General features: G+C 44.5%; 15 protein-coding genes. 3 read left to right on the plus strand and 12 right to left on the minus strand.

Annotated elements, in window-relative coordinates:
• Positions 1-105 precede the first annotated feature (105 nt).
• Together BBR47_RS01710 and BBR47_RS01715 are read left to right on the plus strand one after the other, a co-directional pair.
• A complete protein-coding gene (locus BBR47_RS01710) occupies positions 106-333 on the plus strand; it encodes a TrfB-related DNA-binding protein (protein ID WP_081437211.1) in 228 nt (75 codons plus the stop codon).
• A gap of 255 nt (positions 334-588) precedes the next feature.
• The gene (locus BBR47_RS01715; RefSeq protein ID WP_197535040.1) at positions 589-1,041 is read left to right on the plus strand and encodes a phosphopantetheine adenylyltransferase; all 453 of its coding nucleotides are present in this window, start codon (positions 589-591) and stop codon (positions 1,039-1,041) included.
• 792 nt (positions 1,042-1,833) lie between these two features.
• On the opposite strand, the gene BBR47_RS01725 is transcribed toward BBR47_RS01715, so the two are convergent.
• The 11 genes from BBR47_RS01725 to glpT all read right to left on the minus strand — a co-directional run bounded on the left by BBR47_RS01725 (position 1,834) and on the right by glpT (position 12,683).
• Positions 1,834-2,880: a TIR domain-containing protein gene (locus tag BBR47_RS01725; protein ID WP_012684032.1), complete on the minus strand. Its 1,047-nt coding sequence runs from the start codon at positions 2,878-2,880 to the stop codon at positions 1,834-1,836.
• Positions 2,881-3,460: 580 nt separating this feature from the next.
• Complete coding sequence (locus BBR47_RS01730) at positions 3,461-3,850, minus strand: hypothetical protein (protein WP_041749759.1); 390 nt, start codon at positions 3,848-3,850, stop codon at positions 3,461-3,463.
• Positions 3,851-4,152: 302 nt separating this feature from the next.
• Positions 4,153-5,259 carry a glycerophosphodiester phosphodiesterase gene (gene glpQ / locus BBR47_RS01735; protein WP_012684034.1) on the minus strand — a complete coding sequence of 369 codons (1,107 nt, stop codon included), beginning with the start codon at positions 5,257-5,259 and terminating at the stop codon, positions 4,153-4,155.
• Positions 5,260-5,515: 256 nt separating this feature from the next.
• Positions 5,516-5,812, minus strand: coding sequence for a putative quinol monooxygenase (locus tag BBR47_RS01740; RefSeq protein ID WP_012684035.1), 297 nt, complete (start codon positions 5,810-5,812; stop codon positions 5,516-5,518).
• A 31-nt stretch (positions 5,813-5,843) separates the two neighbouring features.
• On the minus strand, positions 5,844-6,485 hold the full coding sequence (locus tag BBR47_RS01745; RefSeq protein WP_012684036.1) for a nitroreductase family protein: 642 nt from the start codon (positions 6,483-6,485) through the stop codon (positions 5,844-5,846).
• 25 nt (positions 6,486-6,510) lie between these two features.
• Positions 6,511-6,930: a MarR family winged helix-turn-helix transcriptional regulator gene (locus BBR47_RS01750; RefSeq protein ID WP_012684037.1), complete on the minus strand. Its 420-nt coding sequence runs from the start codon at positions 6,928-6,930 to the stop codon at positions 6,511-6,513.
• A 232-nt stretch (positions 6,931-7,162) separates the two neighbouring features.
• Positions 7,163-8,377: a Ger(x)C family spore germination protein gene (locus tag BBR47_RS01755; RefSeq protein ID WP_012684038.1), complete on the minus strand. Its 1,215-nt coding sequence runs from the start codon at positions 8,375-8,377 to the stop codon at positions 7,163-7,165.
• On the minus strand, positions 8,355-9,464 hold the full coding sequence (locus BBR47_RS01760) for a spore germination protein (protein ID WP_012684039.1): 1,110 nt from the start codon (positions 9,462-9,464) through the stop codon (positions 8,355-8,357). The genes BBR47_RS01755 and BBR47_RS01760 overlap by 23 nt, the downstream gene beginning before the upstream one ends.
• A gap of 28 nt (positions 9,465-9,492) precedes the next feature.
• Entirely contained in the window at positions 9,493-10,986 is a 1,494-nt protein-coding gene (locus tag BBR47_RS01765; RefSeq protein ID WP_012684040.1) for a spore germination protein, read from the minus strand.
• Positions 10,987-10,991: 5 nt separating this feature from the next.
• Positions 10,992-11,117, minus strand: coding sequence for a hypothetical protein (locus BBR47_RS31750; protein WP_012684041.1), 126 nt, complete (start codon positions 11,115-11,117; stop codon positions 10,992-10,994).
• A gap of 201 nt (positions 11,118-11,318) precedes the next feature.
• Complete coding sequence (gene glpT / locus BBR47_RS01770) at positions 11,319-12,683, minus strand: glycerol-3-phosphate transporter (protein WP_012684042.1); 1,365 nt, start codon at positions 12,681-12,683, stop codon at positions 11,319-11,321.
• A 305-nt stretch (positions 12,684-12,988) separates the two neighbouring features.
• Here glpT and BBR47_RS01775 point away from each other — a divergent pair, with 305 nt between their 5' ends.
• A complete protein-coding gene (locus tag BBR47_RS01775; RefSeq protein ID WP_041749203.1) occupies positions 12,989-14,512 on the plus strand; it encodes a chitinase in 1,524 nt (507 codons plus the stop codon).
• 78 nt (positions 14,513-14,590) lie between these two features.
• Here the strand turns inward: BBR47_RS01775 and BBR47_RS01780 are convergent, their stop codons facing one another.
• Positions 14,591-15,286, minus strand: coding sequence for a hypothetical protein (locus BBR47_RS01780; RefSeq protein ID WP_012684044.1), 696 nt, complete (start codon positions 15,284-15,286; stop codon positions 14,591-14,593).
• Between the last annotated feature and the right edge of the window lie 133 nt (positions 15,287-15,419).

Raw genomic sequence — 15,419 nt, forward strand, 5'->3', positions numbered from 1 at the left:
TCGTTGCCACTGTCTGGCCCGCTGGCGTCGACGGAGGTGGTTGCGGAGGTGGAGGCGGCACGGTCAACGGCGGTAATACGCTAACCATTTTGGGAGTTCGCGACGATCCGCCCCTACTTGAAGCGCCTGAAAGAACGAAATATTCAGGTGATTTACGAACACCTGGTCGACGGTCGACAACAAACTGAACTTGCCGACGAACTAGGCATCACGAAGAAGGCGGTAAGCCAGATGGTCAGCAAGGTATGGGCGCTGCACATCGAGCACGGCGAACGGCCGGACGGTTGGACAAGTATTAGCGTCACTCTGGGCGCTGCGCACACTACGCCTTAGAACGACTAACAAAACCCCTAGTTGCTCTGCAGGCAACAGCCGAGTACACTGAGCCGTGCCGACCGTCCGCAATCGGCCAGAAGCGGCCCTTCGCCCGACCGAATTTTTGACAGCTGACAGGGACTGGAGTGATATGAAGACTGCGTTTGTAATATTTTTACTTTCGGTCCAGTCGAGCGACTCCAGCAACACTGAGGCCTCTGCTACACCGATATCATTCGACACCGCTCAGTTCTATTACGGTTGCGCCGACAGATGCGATTAGAAATAATAATAGAAAACTTGCCTTTTGCTTCTCTAATTGATGGAGCAAGAAAGGAGCACTCAGTGGGATACGTGGTTTCTGCAATGCTGGTGGTAGCCGGAGTCATTCATCTATTGCCATTGTCTGGGGTTCTTGGAAGTGAGCGCCTTGCTTCCCTATATGGCTTGCCCTTCAACGAGCCAAATCTTGCAATCCTTATGCGTCATCGCGCGGTTCTTTTCGGGCTTATTGGGAGCTTCTTGCTGTTTTCTGCCTTCCAACCCGCACTTCAATCAATTGCCATTGTTGGAGGGATCATTAGCGTTGTTTCGTTCCTCTATCTTGCCTGGGCAGTAGGAAGCTACAACCCACAAATTGGTCGGGTCTTCCTCGTAGATGTTATAGTCCTGATTTGCCTTGTTGTCGGCGCAATCGCTCATGTTTATATGCTGCGTAAAAGCTGACTGCAGCGTGTGAAATGGTGAGGAATAACTCTCAGCTCAACACTTCGACACTGCGTTTCAACATAGGCGGTTGACAGCAATCCGTTTGGGTATCGAACGTCTGCTTCGGGTCGACAGCGGACGTACACAGCCGTGCTTTGGCTGACGGTGCGCCGCCGGCGCCGCCTCCACCTGGTGCGCAGCAACCACGGCCGCTTACGCCTGCAGAGAAAGTCTTTAATCGGCGCCTTGAAGCTCCGGCGATGGTGCGGCTCGATCGGGTGATGGACTGTCTGAACGGCTGCAGGGATCTTATCTGCCCGGTGCGCGGGCTGCGTTGCTTACCGATCGAAATTACCTGATCGCGCAAGCTGCGCACGTCGAATGCACGATGCCGGAAGCAATCGACACGACGTTGCCGGGCATAGTTTTTCTAACCATGCCCTTTTTCCTGTCCCGAATCAAGTTCTTTAAGTGGTGCGGCTTGAAATAGTCCCGTCTCAGGAGGTTAATTTATGGTTTTCCCGTATCAATCGGAATTTCATGCTGGACAAGATGTGCTGGCCTTTTTTCGCAAGCAAGAAAGTTCGCCGACGATATGTGTCTCTGGGCCAACAGGTGCTGCGAAATCTAGAGTTTTTACCACAAAAAGGAGCACTCTATACACGCGAGATAAGCATGATCATAGAGTGCTCTTCAACATTTTTTATAAATGAGATTAATAATACGATCAAAAATAATATTTCTTTCATTAAAGACATATCATGATGCACAGTTAGAAAATTTATAAAATCCACTGATAATAATCTGCAATTAATTAGAATGTACGATGTCTTGACCTAGAACCTCTTCCCAAAAAGGCGAATATTTTAGTCCAAACATCACATCTTCATATTCATCCTCAAATCGATCTTGAATTATTGCTGGATCCTCATCAATGACAGCTTGTAATGCGTCTATTGCATTATCGGCTCTTCGAACAGCTGGGTGTGTATAAACAGGTTTCCATCCATCGTCCCATTCAATGTACCCCTTACTGTCTAACTGCTGAAGGTCGGCAAAATCCATTTGGTCTCCAACAAAGCCATCATATGAAGACTTCCTCATATGGTACAAAACACTTGTTACAAGCTTTGGTAGTTTATCCAACTCATTTTTGGCAATAGTAACAGCATCCAAAAATGATTGCCACTCATCCATTTTGGCATGGTCAAGTGCCTTTACTGCTTCAGCGTCTTTTAAACTACGCAGAGCATCATTTTCAGCTTTTAGCTTTTTTACTTCTTCTTCAGCTTCATTATAGGCCTCTATTAATGAGTGATTTTCTGTTCTCAACTCTTTTAGGACAGCAGGGGTGAGGATCTCTCTACTCTTCATTTCTTCGACAAATTGTGATAAGACCTCATTATAGAATTGTTCTGCTCGATTATTAAAACGAACACTATTAAAGGTACCAACCTTTTTATCTTTCATGGATTCAGCTAAACGCATTATGTCCTCTTTGGAGTTAAATGTGATTGATTGAGCCCATGAGCGATAAGGAGTACTACCCAGAGCAGAATGTTTTAGTGGCGGGATAATGATAGGGATTAGTGCTTGTTCATTTACCCAAGCTGCTCCTAGCTCACACATGCAAAAATGACTCTCGAAGTACCTTGGAGTAATTATAGGCATAATAAGAGTCGCATCCTGCATTCCTTGTCTTATTTGTTCAATCCAGTTGCCTCCAACTTTCAATTCTTCATCTGAAGTATAGAAAAAATTCTCTCTTTGTAAATTAAATTGAGTCTGCAGTAAATCCATGAGTTTAGTTACCATTGTTGCATCATCAGTAGCATGGCTTATGAAAATTTTGACCACAACGATAATCCTCCTGAACTAGAAAAATGTTGATGTCCAACGCTAAGTGCCTATTATAGCCATAATTGGAACCAATAATCTGAATGTAATTATACCATTTTTACTTATTCAGAGAATTAATGAATTTATCTTTAGCAATCTATAAATGATTAGACTGGCTAGTTAGCCACATAAGGGTATGAACTCCTGGTTTTCAAAGAAAAGCTGGCTGATGGAGATCTTCAGGGCCGACTGCTCTTCTGTCAGTCTACAACTATATTTTTCAATTCAACCCTATTACTCCCGATTCAAATCCCTTCAGTCTACAACTTATTTTTCAGAGGTAGTTGATATTATGGGCTGGAAACAGTGTAATATCAACAACTCCAGTCTAAAACATTATTTTCAGCGAACACGAGTGAAAAACAGGTATGCACATCTGTTTTTCCTCGGCTTATTTTTATTTTCAAGACATATATTTATTGAAACAAAGTGTTAGATGAATGTTTGTTAGTAATTTGCACTCTACAATTGCGAAACCCCGCCACAAGCTCTATCAGAGTCGAGGCGGGGTTTAACGGTATAACGTACTTTTTAACTTCTATGGCTCCTCATTTGCAAACATCTCCAACGTAGCCATTAGAATGTCTTTCTTTTTAGTATAGTAGTCTAAATATGGAGTACCTATTAGCGCCGCACCTTCAATCATTGAACAAAAATCATAAACAGGTATAGGGCGTCCGATTCCTAGGGCAGCACCTACTGTCGATAGTAATGCCAGTAAACGAACCGGGTTCCATTCCCATTCCAAGAGTTGAAGAAGTTGAATGGCACTAGAAGCTCTTTTCGTTTGCTCGATCGTATATACTTCGGGGAATCGCCCATCCGTCTTGTAGGCATGGAAAAACTCGTTGTAGTAAGCTTCTGCTGCGACATCGATATCGCGGTACATTTCTCTAAAATCCGTGTAAGGTTGACTTTTATTCTTCATTACTGCCACACCAACCTTTCTTACTAGATAGATGCGTTTAGCATGACCTTCTCCCGAGTGGTCCATAAAACGCTGATAGCACCTTTAAATATCGATGACAACGATACTTATTTGATGCCGATGAATTTCCCTCCATTAGAATGATGTATAAGAATCACCTGAAAACTCCTAATTTCGTATCTCTGCTATGCCCCAAAAAGAATCCCACAATTAGTAAAGCCGGTAATCCTTAGCGTACAAGATACCGGCGTTTTAGTGTTACTGATGTGTTTTCATGTTTTCAAGTTACTTTGCGGTCTGTGTCAGCTACGCTGGTTTTTGGACATTTTACTTTGGTACTCCGCTCTTCGTAAAAAATCAACGGCACGGTCAGGGAAGTCCGTAAACACCCCGTCAACTCCTGCTGTGAAGTAGAACTGATCGAGCAGCTCCTCGAAGCTTGCTGCATAGGCAGGGATTTGTCCTTTATCCGCGCGGAAGGTGTATGGATGCACGTCCAGGTCAGCTTCATGAGCCTCTTTGACAAGATTGGTAATGATCAGGTGGTCTCTCGTCGACTCTTCTTTGATGATCATCGGTTTCCATGGCCCTACGCCGTCTGCGTATTTCGCAATTTCTTTCATCGCCCCTTTTTCAAACATCCAATCGTAGTTGTAGGGAACGGCCTTACCGTTTTCATAGTTCATGGTTTCGTTCCAGCCCGTTTCCGCCATGAGCTGTACAAGCTTCACGTTCATATTCAATTGTGGATAGAGTTCCGTGCGAATCCGTTTTGCTTCATTGGGGTCGAAAGTCTGTATGTACGCTTTGTCATTCTTGGACACATAGCCGTACTTTTTCAGCACCTGCAGCACTGCGAGGCTGATGTCCTTTCCTTCGTGTCTGTGGAACCAAGGAGCCTTGATCTCCGTATAAATCCCTACGTTACGACCCGTGCTTTTGTTCATACCCTGGATCAGTTCAATCTCTTCTTCCAAGGTGTGAACACTGAAGTTGGATTTCCAGAGTGGGAAGCGATCCGGATAATCTTGTACCTGTTTGCCGTTTTCCACTGTGAAGACCTCTGTTGTCTTCAGTTTCTTGATCTCGTCAAGAGTGAAATCAATAACGTAGTACCTGCCGTCTTTTCGTTTTCGATCAGGGTAGACCTCCGCTACATTGGTTACACTGTCCAGATAATGGTCGTGCATGATGAGCAGTTTGTTGTCCTTTGTCATGACCACGTCTTGTTCGATGTAGTCGACTCCCATCGCGTAAGCCATCGCTTTTGCGGGCAGCGTATGTTCTGGTAAGTATGCGCTCGCTCCGCGGTGGGCGATGACAATCTTATCCGCTTCGGCAAAGGATACGCTTCCAAAGCTTGTTGTAATAGCGAGAGCGGCTGCCAGGGATGTAACTAGTTTTTTCATGTTCTGCCTCCTCCATTTGGATGAAAAAAAGATCCACAAATTCCACTGGTAGGTTAAACCATACCAAATGAAATATTGTGAATCTCCTGATCTCCATCACAAAAATATTATATTGGTTACTAATGTAAGGGATAATGAAAGCGCTGTCAACAAATAGTTTCATTGCTATTACCCGTTTCATGTGCTGCTGGACAAAAAACAGCAAGGCTGATCGCAGGACCAACCTCACTGTTTTTCCGTACGTCAGAATGACAAATTACAACTTCACAGGCTCTCCTGCGAATACTTCCAATTCCATAGCTGCTGCAAAAAAGGAGGGAGCTTGCTTCACAAAAGCCTGAAAATGAGCGCTTGCATTGTGGGCTGCTACTGCGGCAGCGTCCTTCCACTTTTCTACCATGGTGTAGTGATATTCTTGCTCTGTGCTTTTCATAAGGGTGTATCCTACATTTCCTTCTTCCGCTTGGCTTGCAGCAACCAAGGCTTTGGCCGCTTGAAGGAAAGCTTCTTCCTGTGCGGGTATCACTTGCAGATGGGCATGTATAATAAGCATGGTTTTCTCCCTTTCTTCCAACGAATTCGAATTATTTCCAGGTTGTCACTGTCTCAACAGGGAGACGGTAAGAGGGGTATCCTTCCTTGGCTGCTTTCCCGATACTGATCAGCATGATCGGTTGATAACGATCCTTGTCCAAATCCAACGCTTCTGCTATTTGATCCTTTTCATAGCCGCCGATCGGGTTCGTGTCATAGCCGAATGAACGGGCAACCAGCATCAATTGCATGGATACGAGCCCGGCATCGATAAAATTAACATCGCGCAGGTCAGAAGCTGGTAGATTGGCATAGTAAGGCTTTACGGCTTTCAGCTGCATGTCCTTCACGTCCTGCGGCATGTATCCGAGCTCGACAGCTTTTCCAAATATCTCGTCCATATATTCCGCATTATTCATATCGACGAATACGGCAATGACGGCGGAAGAGGTGAGTATCTGCGTTTTGTTGAAGCGTGCCAGCTCTGCAAGCTTTTCTTTCCCTTCTTGACTTTCGATCACCACAAAGCGCCAAGGCTGCATGTTGACTGAAGATGGAGCACGTGTGGCTCCCGCTAAAATTTCAATCATTTCCTCGCGACTGATTTTTATTTCAGGATCATAAAGTTTGACAGAACGACGACCGAACGTGATTTCACGAAAATCATTTGTTCTTTGTACGGTGTTTTTCATGTAAAAAGACTCCTTTCTGGAACAATCAAATGTTGTTTTGCATCCGTTTGAGAAAATCAGTTAAGACCTGAGTTTCATCCTCGCTGAAGCCTTCCAGAATCTGCTGGATAAAATTTCGTTTCTCGCTTTTGTACCCTTCAATCCGATGATGGCCTTCTTCGGATAGACGAACGAAGGTTTCGCGGTTATCATTTGGATTTTTGTGTCGGGTCACCATGCCATCCACTTCCAGTTGCTTCAGGTGGCGTGTAATGGCAGCACTGTCGATATTGATGTGCTTTTGTAGCTGGGACTGATTGATTTCGTTGCATTCGCAAAGGATTTGCAAGATTGCGAGACGAGTAGAGCTGATTCCGGTACAGCGTTCGAACTTGGGACTTATTTTATTGGTTAATCCGATGAGCAGATTCAGTATTTGCTCCTCTTCAAATTCCTTGCGTGTCATGAAAAATGCCTCCCGGGGGCAATATGAATAGGAATAATTGACGCATCAATGATTGATACGTCAATTAATATAACACCTTATTTCAGCGTTTGCAACATATGGTCTGTAAAAGTCGCTGGACGGTATGGTCATAGCAGAAGTTAAGTGATTCATACGAAGAGGGAATGGAGTAAGGGGAGAGGGGGCATCTTACTCCAATCGCAATTAATGGATAACAGAACGAAAGGAAGCTTCACTTGCTAGGCCCTGATGCGCCGAAATCAGTAGTGGTAAGCTTTACGAAGTAAGTGATGGGTACGGTGCTGAATGTTTGGTCCCAATCTTTTTTTACTTTCTCCCACGTTTTTGGATACTCGATTCGCAAACGTTCTCCGAATCCGGCAACATCCGCATGGAAATGGTTTTGCATTTTTGCTGTGACATTCTTGACCAGTTTCCGTACTTCCAATTCAGCCGCTTTTTCCACCCTTTTTAGGAATTCATTTTCAAAAGGATTTGCGTTCAACACCCAATTTTCAGACAAGCGTCCCTTCGAATTGATATGCACATCAAAGGAAATCTTGTTTCCGTCAACATGGGGAGTGATTTTGCTCTCCATGGTTTCGATCTCATAGATGATCAGTTGACCTGTCTCCTTGTCAAGGCTTCTCACTAGCCCTCCTTTACCTTTTCCGGTTATCCACGTTATGCCCTCCAAATCCATTTCGTTTAAAAATCCCGCCCATTTTTTTGTCTTTCCATTGATCACGGCTGCCCCCTCAAACTTCACTTCCTTGTTAGAAGCGGCAACATTTTGCAAGAGAAAGCTTGACTCGGAATTCAACTTGGCCGTTAATTTGGCGAGTGACACAGGAGGTAAAATTTTGGCTGTTCGGTTTCGGTTATCTACGATTCCAAGCAAATTGAGTGCTGGCAATTCTCCCGGTTTTTTGGTTTCCAAGACATCGCGGGCATTCCCGTTACTAACCAATAACAAGCAGCTTGGACGTATTTCATTATCTCGCAGAAATAGATCCAGCAAAGATTCCAAACGATGTGTGTGTAACAGAGCCTCGCTAATCACAATTACTTTTAAGTGTGGGCTGAACAAGGGGGTATCATGGCTTAATGAAAATTCACGGATGATTGGAAGGATAGATTCACCAGTTTGGGACGCATTCAAATATGCTTTTTGTTGTGGTCCTGCCGAACTGCTTTCTTTGCTTGTTGCTTTTGGGTTAATAAATTGATAGGTCATGGTGATTGTGTCAACGTGAGGGGGGCTCTTTCCCTGCTTTTCCAGCTTTTTTTCAACATTTGATTTGTTGCTGGCATCCAATGCCAAACCGATGCCCATACCCATCTTGTCGATATCGTTGCTGCTCCAGCATCCGGTCAGTAAGAAGAGCAGGAAAACAGATAACGATGTCAAGAGGAGGAGCCTCTCACGATGATGACTTTGCTTCATGCTTACCCACCTTCCAGCCAGAAATAATAAGAAGGAGAAGGGGCATTACACCAAATAAGAAAAAGGCTGCATCGCCCACAAAATCTCCAAGTGCAAATACACTATTGATTTCTTTTGGAGTCATCGTAATGATGTAGATAACAGGCAGCAATCCGAATAGAAACGGCTCCATATTTTTCTTGAAGAGCTGGGCGAGGCCTAGAGCGGCTGAGTAGTAAGCCAACGTGAAAGTAGAAAAGATTTGCATAATCCATAATACGAGCAGCAACGATTCAAACCGTTCAAAGAGTAAACCGGTAATTTCAAAGCTTCGTATGAGATCAATGGTCGGCCATGTCCTTGTGACGACTCCATCGATTGAAAACGCCCCAATGACCATCACGACTGTCATCAGGTAAAAGATCAACGAGGCGCTAATTCCCACCACAACGGCTTTCACACCTTTGTTTGGCTGTCTCATGTATACCACTATAATCATCATTATTTCAAAACCGGTATAGGCGAGCGCAGTTGGTTTAATCCCATCGAACACCGGTTTCCACCCCAGCCCCAATACGGGACGAAGATGATCGATTTCAAAAATTTTTATGCTCATCAAGGAAACCACCAAAAAAAAGAGGACAGTAATTGGCAAGATAATCTCAAGCATACGGGCGAGACAATTGATGCCACCTATGACAAGATAAAGAGCAACCCACAAAAATACCATAACAATGGCCCACATTGGGGTTTTCTCCAGCAAGTAAAAGGTTGTTACTTCAGCCATAGATCGGACTTGAAGAGATGAGGTCATACAAAAATAACAGATGATCAGAAGGCTGAGCATCCTTCCAACCCATTCCCCTGCAATTTCCTGGCTGTATTCAAAAAACGTTTTCTCAGGGAAGCGCTGGCTTAATTTTACAATGATTATTCCAGCGAGCATCGCGAGTAAACCGCCAATGATGACACTTATCCAAACATCCGGTGTCTTTGCTTTTTCCACTGAGATTCTAGGCAGGGTAAGGATTCCCGCTCCCAATATAAAGTTGATGATGATCACTGCTGTTTGCGAGGTGGTGATCCGATCATTTCGGGTGGGTAACATTTTGGGCTTCACCTACTATACTGAGTGGCTATCCTTTGCGAGTCGGCTCTTTCGTATGCAGCATTTTTGGACGGCGTTTCATCATCATGAGTGGCATGCGCACCATAAAATCTTTCCAATCCCTTAACCGATAGGGGACAGCAGGAGTAACATAAGGTACACCAAAACTTTTTAGTTTTACCAAATGACTCGTAAGCAAGAGAAAAAACAAAATCACCCCGTACAATCCAAACATGGCTGCTGAGAACATGACCAAAAACCGAATGAGACGTAAGGAAATACCTAGGTTGTATGACGGAATGGCAAAGGAGGAAATAGCAGTGACAGCCACGACGATTACCATAATTGGGCTGACAATACCTGCTTGTACTGCAGCTTGACCAATAATCAGTCCACCGACAATCCCGATGGCAGGGCCGATTGGTTTCGGCAATCGAAGACCGGCTTCTCTCATAATCTCGATAGAAACTTCCATGATCAGTGCCTCCAACAGAGCGGGAAATGGAACTCCTTGTCGAGTGCTGATGATGGAAATAGCCAATTCGGTAGGAATTAACCCTTGGTGAAAAGAGATAAAGGAAATATAGAGGGCCGGTATAAGTAAGGAAGAAAAGGCAGTGAAAAAGCGCAACAAGCGAATGAATGTGCTTGGAATCCAGCGCTCATAATAGTCTTCAGGCGATTGCAGGAGCATGCTGAACGTCACTGGAACGATTAAGGCAAAAGGAGTACCATCCAGCAAGATGGCCACTCGTCCTTCCATTAATGCACTGATGACGCGGTCAGGCCGTTCTGTGCTCTGCGCCTGCGGGAATGGGCTGAGATAATTATCTTCAATAAGTTGCTCCACATAGCCGGATTCCGGCACATGGTCAATTTTAATTTTCGTAATTCGATTTTTTACTTCTTCAACCAACGCGGGATTCGCAATCTCTTTCATATAGGCGATAATCAGCTCTTTTTTTGCACGCTCTCCCACCTGAAATTTTAGGAAGAGAAGATCTCCATTTTCACCGTGTCTCCGCAAGAGGGCGGTATTTTCGCTTAACGTTTCCGTGAAGCCTACTCTAGGGCCTCTAACCAAAGATTCTGAGACAGGTTCATCTATATTTCTTGTTTTTACTTTTACGGTATTAAGAAGGAGAGCATTTGCGGTCCCTTCAATCAACAGTGCCGTAAAGCCAGTCAATACTTTTGTCCTCAGATCGTATACATCCCGGCATTCCAGTATTTCATGGATGGAAAGCACATGATTGATGAAAAAATCTTTGGATACAGAAACGTCCCCCGAAGAATTCTCCTGTACCATCACTGCCACAGAATCTTTCATGAGCGTTTTCAGAATAGTATTATCGATGAGATCGCGATCGGATAACCCATCTACAAAAACAATGGAAGCACGACTGGCAGTCTGTCCGAAAGAAAATTCGCGGATATGCACATCTGCGTTTTGGGCGATTTCCTGACGGATAAGATTTAAATTCGATAGGTAATCGTCTGTAAATGGAGCGATACTTTCCATCTATATCACTCTTCCTCCGTTGTACGAATCCAATGAAATAATCTTGAAATCGCATAAGGAACAAGAAAAACGACTGCGGCTTGAATAAAAACTGGCCAGGCAGGAAGATTTGAAACAATTGTTTTCCACATGGTTTTCCTCCTTTGCAGCTTCATTACAGTCGTAAAAAGAACTTGTCCTATTTTGTTCTAGCATGACAATTCTTATTCCAATCAGCTGGGAAATGTGGTATTCAATGTTCAGGTTAGGCCATGCTAAAACCACGCAGGTTATTCATTCCATAAAAAAGAAGGATAAAAATCATAACGATTTTCATCCTTCTTTTTGCTATTTTAATGATTTTTAACGACTTCCTGCCCACGTACATTCCACGTAAAGGCAAAAACAAGAGCAGCCAATGCGCACGAAGCTGTCAGCAACATAAATCCTGCATCCCAGCCGGAGGCATCAACGATAACCCCCATCAATGCATTCGCTGTTACTGTACCTCCCAGGTAACCAAACAGACCAGTCAGTCCTGCAGCGGTTCCGGCAGCTTTTTTCGGAACAAAATCAAGGGCTTGCAAACCAATCAGCATGACTGGACCGTAAATCAGGAAACCGATAGCGATCAGGCAAATCATATCGACTACGGAATTTCCAGGTGGGTTGAACCAGTAGACCAGAACAGCGATCAATACGCCGAGCATAAAGACAAACCCTGCGGGTCCACGGCGGCCCTTGAACAATTTATCGGACAGCCAGCCGCACAGGAGCGTTCCCGGGATACCTGCCCATTCGTACAGGAAGTAAGCAACGCTCGACTTGTTCATATCAAAGCCTTTTTCCTCACTCAAATAGGTCGGCGCCCAGTCCAGAACGCCGTAACGGACGAAGTAGACGAAGATGTTAGCAATCGCGATTGCCCAAACCCATTTGTTGTTCAACACATATTTGAAAAGGATTTCTTTTGTGGAGAATTCTGTTTCAAACGTTTTCTTCTCTTTGTTTGGATAGTCATTGCGATATTCTTCAATAGGCGGCAGGCCAGCTGACTGCGGAGTATCGCGAATTAAGAAATACGTAATGAATCCAAAGACAATGGCAACCAGAGCAGGCAGGATAAATACGCCTTCATACCCGGAAGCGGCACTACCCGAAAACGTGGTGAACATGGCTGCACCTGCAACTGCGATAGGGGCCATCAAGCCTCCGCCAACGTTATGGGCTACATTCCAAATGGCTGTTTTGTTTCCTCTTTCACTTACACTAAACCAGTGTACGAGCACACGCCCGGATGGAGGCCAGCCCATTCCCTGGAACCAACCGTTCAGGAACAACATCACAAACATGATCGTGACGGATGAGGTGAAGTAAGGAACAACACCCATCAATAAACTAATAAGTGCAGAAAGAATCAAACCGGCAGGCAAGAACATTCGCGGGTTGCTTCGGTCTGAAAAAATAGCCATTACAAACTTGCTGATCCCGTAGGAAATTGAAATGGCGGATAACGCAAAACCGAGCTCTGATTTTGTAAATCCTTCTTCAATCAAATAAGGCATGGCGAGCGAAAAGTTTTTGCGGATGAGATAGTACGCCGCATAACCGATGAAGATTCCGAGAAACACTTGAAGCCTGAGCTTTTTATACTCAGAATCAATTTGTTCGTCAGGCAATCTGTCAATCGGCGGTGCAGGCTTAAACAGTTTGAGCATCATATTCCTCCCCCTTGATGATTTCTAACAAAGACGGAGATGCACGTAAAAAAACCCATACTTTAATGGCGCTTTCAAAAATGAAAGTGCCAAAAAGTATGAGTCTCCGAATCTCCATCATAGTTAACTTGTCGTAAGTGTATTCTATTATTCTGTGAAAACGTTGTCAATGCCGATAGAGATTTTCTTGATGGATATGTTATTCAAAAAAATACATTTTTTCCAAATATAAGTATATCTTTATATTAGCTCATTTGTATGAGGCATCTTTTTTGCACAAGTAAAAATGAAGGAGGCTTTGTTTGATGTATTTTTTGATGAGAAAAGCAGGAGTTTTGGTAGTACTATCGCTTCTCTTAATTTTTTCGCTATTCCCGCATTCTTCTCACGCCATGACACCGTGGACTCCCAACACCGTATACAAGGTAGGAGACATGGTTACGTATCAAGAGCAAGATTACAAATGTACATTTGCTCATACATCGCTTGTCGGGTGGGAACCGCCTAACGTACCGACACTGTGGCAGCCGCAAGGTCCCTCTGCTCCCGATACCATTCCACCTACGTCTCCCACAAATCTTAGTGAAGTAGGGAAAACGAGTAGTTCAGTTAGCTTGTCTTGGTCAGCTTCTACGGATGATAGAGCTGTTAAGGAGTATCTCGTCTACAACGGAGATACACTCGCTGGTATATCGAGTACACCATCCTATACCGTGACAGGGCTTCTAGCGAATACGACATATTCATTCACGATCCAGGCAAAAGATGCCGCAGGTAATGTATCCCCACCCAGCGCCTCGATAACGGTAACCACTTTATCTACATCCCCGAATGAACCGGTGTCCAAACGAGTTTTGATTGGCTACTGGCATAATTTTGACAATGGTTCAACAGTACTCAAGCTAAGAGATGTCTCAGATAAATACGATGTAATCAATGTTGCGTTCGCTGAACCAGTCGGTGGCGATCATGCGACAATGGGATTTGTGCCGTTCAATGCATCCGTTGAGGAATTTAAGTCGGATATCGCCTTGTTACAGTCAAAGGGGAAGAAGGTCCTCATCTCGATTGGCGGAGCGAATGGTACAGTCGAGCTGACGACGGAAGCAGCCAAACAAAGTTTTATTACCTCGATGACCTCGATTATTCAAACGTACGGGTTTGATGGTATGGATATTGATCTGGAAGGAAGCTCCTTGTCGCTAAATGCGGGGGACACTGATTTTAGAAATCCGACAACGCCCAAAATTATAAACTTGATCGCAGCGACTCAGACGATCACGAATACATTTGGCCCATCTTTCATTTTGACAATGGCGCCAGAAACGGCTTATGTCCAAGGAGGTTACGCTGCCTATGGTGGGCCGTGGGGCGCTTATCTGCCTGTGATTCATGCCCTTCGCGACCGGATGAATTATATCCACGTTCAGCACTATAATTCTGGAGCGCTAGAAGCATTGGATGGCCGTACGTATCAACAAGGAACGGCTGATTTTCAAGTAGCGATGGCAGAAATGCTATTGAAAGGATTCCCTATCGGGCGGAATCCAAACAACATGTTTCCAGCCTTGAGGGAAAACCAAGTCGCGATCGGGCTGCCTTCTGCTTCAAGTGCTGCCGGGGGAGGCTATACGTCTCCTGCCGATATCCAGAAAGCCCTTCACTATTTGGTAAAGGGTACGTCTTTTGGGGGAACCTACAAACTCCAAAATCTAGCTGGTTATCCTCAGTTCCAAGGAGTTATGACCTGGTCTATCAACTGGGATGCTAGAAATAACTATTCGTTTGCCAATCATGTTCGCACTTCGCTTGATTCGTTGAGCCAGTAATGACGGAATCTTTGAAAAAACCCACCCGCTCTCACGGGTGGGTGTCATTGCTATTAGGCAAGTTTAATCTGAGCACGACTATCCTTTATAAGTAAGGATATAAAAGTCTGATGTAGCGGTTGTAATGACCCAACCTGGTGGTATTGGGGTAGTTTTTGCGGTCTGCACTGTCGTTCCATAGCTTGCCCCTCCTACGTACATCCATACAAAGAAATCGGAAGTGGCTTGGGTGATCACCCAATTTTCCGGAATTCGAGTGATCTTTGCGGTCTGTACTCTCTGCCCAAAACTTGCCCCTCCTACATACATCAGTTGATAAAAATCCGATGTTGCCAGAGTGATCACCCAGTTTTCTGGAACTTGGGTTATTTTTGCGGTCTGAACTTTATATCCGAAACTAGCACCTCCCACATACTTCCATACAAAGAAATCGCTTGTTGCAACAGTGATCACCCAGTCCTTTGGAATGGGGGTCGTTCTAACAGTTTGTACTGTTTGACCCAAACTTGCTCCACCTACATATTGGATGACGTAGTAGTCACTCATTACTGTTGTAATGACCCAATCTGGGGGAATCGGAGTCGATTTTGAAATCTGCTTTGTAGCTCCAAAACTAACACTAGTTATTCCTGATACTTTACGAGAGTCGGTAGATTTATTTCGAAGTAGCGTTTCCTGAGAAGGTGTTGTGAGTTCAGCAGCCTGGGTAGGAATGGATAGAGACATTGTTGCTACTAATAGACCCAAAGCAGAAACCATACTTTTTTTGAGCATGAACAAAACACTCCCTTGTGGAAAAAAATGTATGTATGAATTCGCTTTTGTCTCAATGAACTCCTTCAACCATAATGGCGGGATTTGGTGTCACAAGGTCGAACATCGCTTCTCTCATTCGAATCAGAGTTGT

It is taken from the genome of Brevibacillus brevis NBRC 100599, assembly GCF_000010165.1.
Taxonomy (GTDB): domain Bacteria; phylum Bacillota; class Bacilli; order Brevibacillales; family Brevibacillaceae; genus Brevibacillus; species Brevibacillus brevis_D.

Bases quoted from the DNA above. Each gene is read 5' to 3' on its own strand.
- BBR47_RS01715 (WP_197535040.1), top strand. From the start codon at position 589: ATGCGATTAGAAATAATAATAGAAAACTTGCCTTTTGCTTCTCTAATT.
- BBR47_RS01730 (WP_041749759.1), bottom strand. From the start codon at position 3,850: ATGAAGAATAAAAGTCAACCTTACACGGATTTTAGAGAAATGTACCGC.
- glpQ (WP_012684034.1), bottom strand. From the start codon at position 5,259: ATGAAAAAACTAGTTACATCCCTGGCAGCCGCTCTCGCTATTACAACA.
- BBR47_RS01740 (WP_012684035.1), bottom strand. From the start codon at position 5,812: ATGCTTATTATACATGCCCATCTGCAAGTGATACCCGCACAGGAAGAA.
- BBR47_RS01745 (WP_012684036.1), bottom strand. From the start codon at position 6,485: ATGAAAAACACCGTACAAAGAACAAATGATTTTCGTGAAATCACGTTC.
- BBR47_RS01750 (WP_012684037.1), bottom strand. From the start codon at position 6,930: ATGACACGCAAGGAATTTGAAGAGGAGCAAATACTGAATCTGCTCATC.
- BBR47_RS01755 (WP_012684038.1), bottom strand. From the start codon at position 8,377: ATGAAGCAAAGTCATCATCGTGAGAGGCTCCTCCTCTTGACATCGTTA.
- BBR47_RS01760 (WP_012684039.1), bottom strand. From the start codon at position 9,464: ATGTTACCCACCCGAAATGATCGGATCACCACCTCGCAAACAGCAGTG.
- BBR47_RS01765 (WP_012684040.1), bottom strand. From the start codon at position 10,986: ATGGAAAGTATCGCTCCATTTACAGACGATTACCTATCGAATTTAAAT.
- BBR47_RS31750 (WP_012684041.1), bottom strand. From the start codon at position 11,117: ATGTGGAAAACAATTGTTTCAAATCTTCCTGCCTGGCCAGTTTTTATT.
- glpT (WP_012684042.1), bottom strand. From the start codon at position 12,683: ATGCTCAAACTGTTTAAGCCTGCACCGCCGATTGACAGATTGCCTGAC.
- BBR47_RS01775 (WP_041749203.1), top strand. From the start codon at position 12,989: ATGTATTTTTTGATGAGAAAAGCAGGAGTTTTGGTAGTACTATCGCTT.
- BBR47_RS01780 (WP_012684044.1), bottom strand. From the start codon at position 15,286: ATGCTCAAAAAAAGTATGGTTTCTGCTTTGGGTCTATTAGTAGCAACA.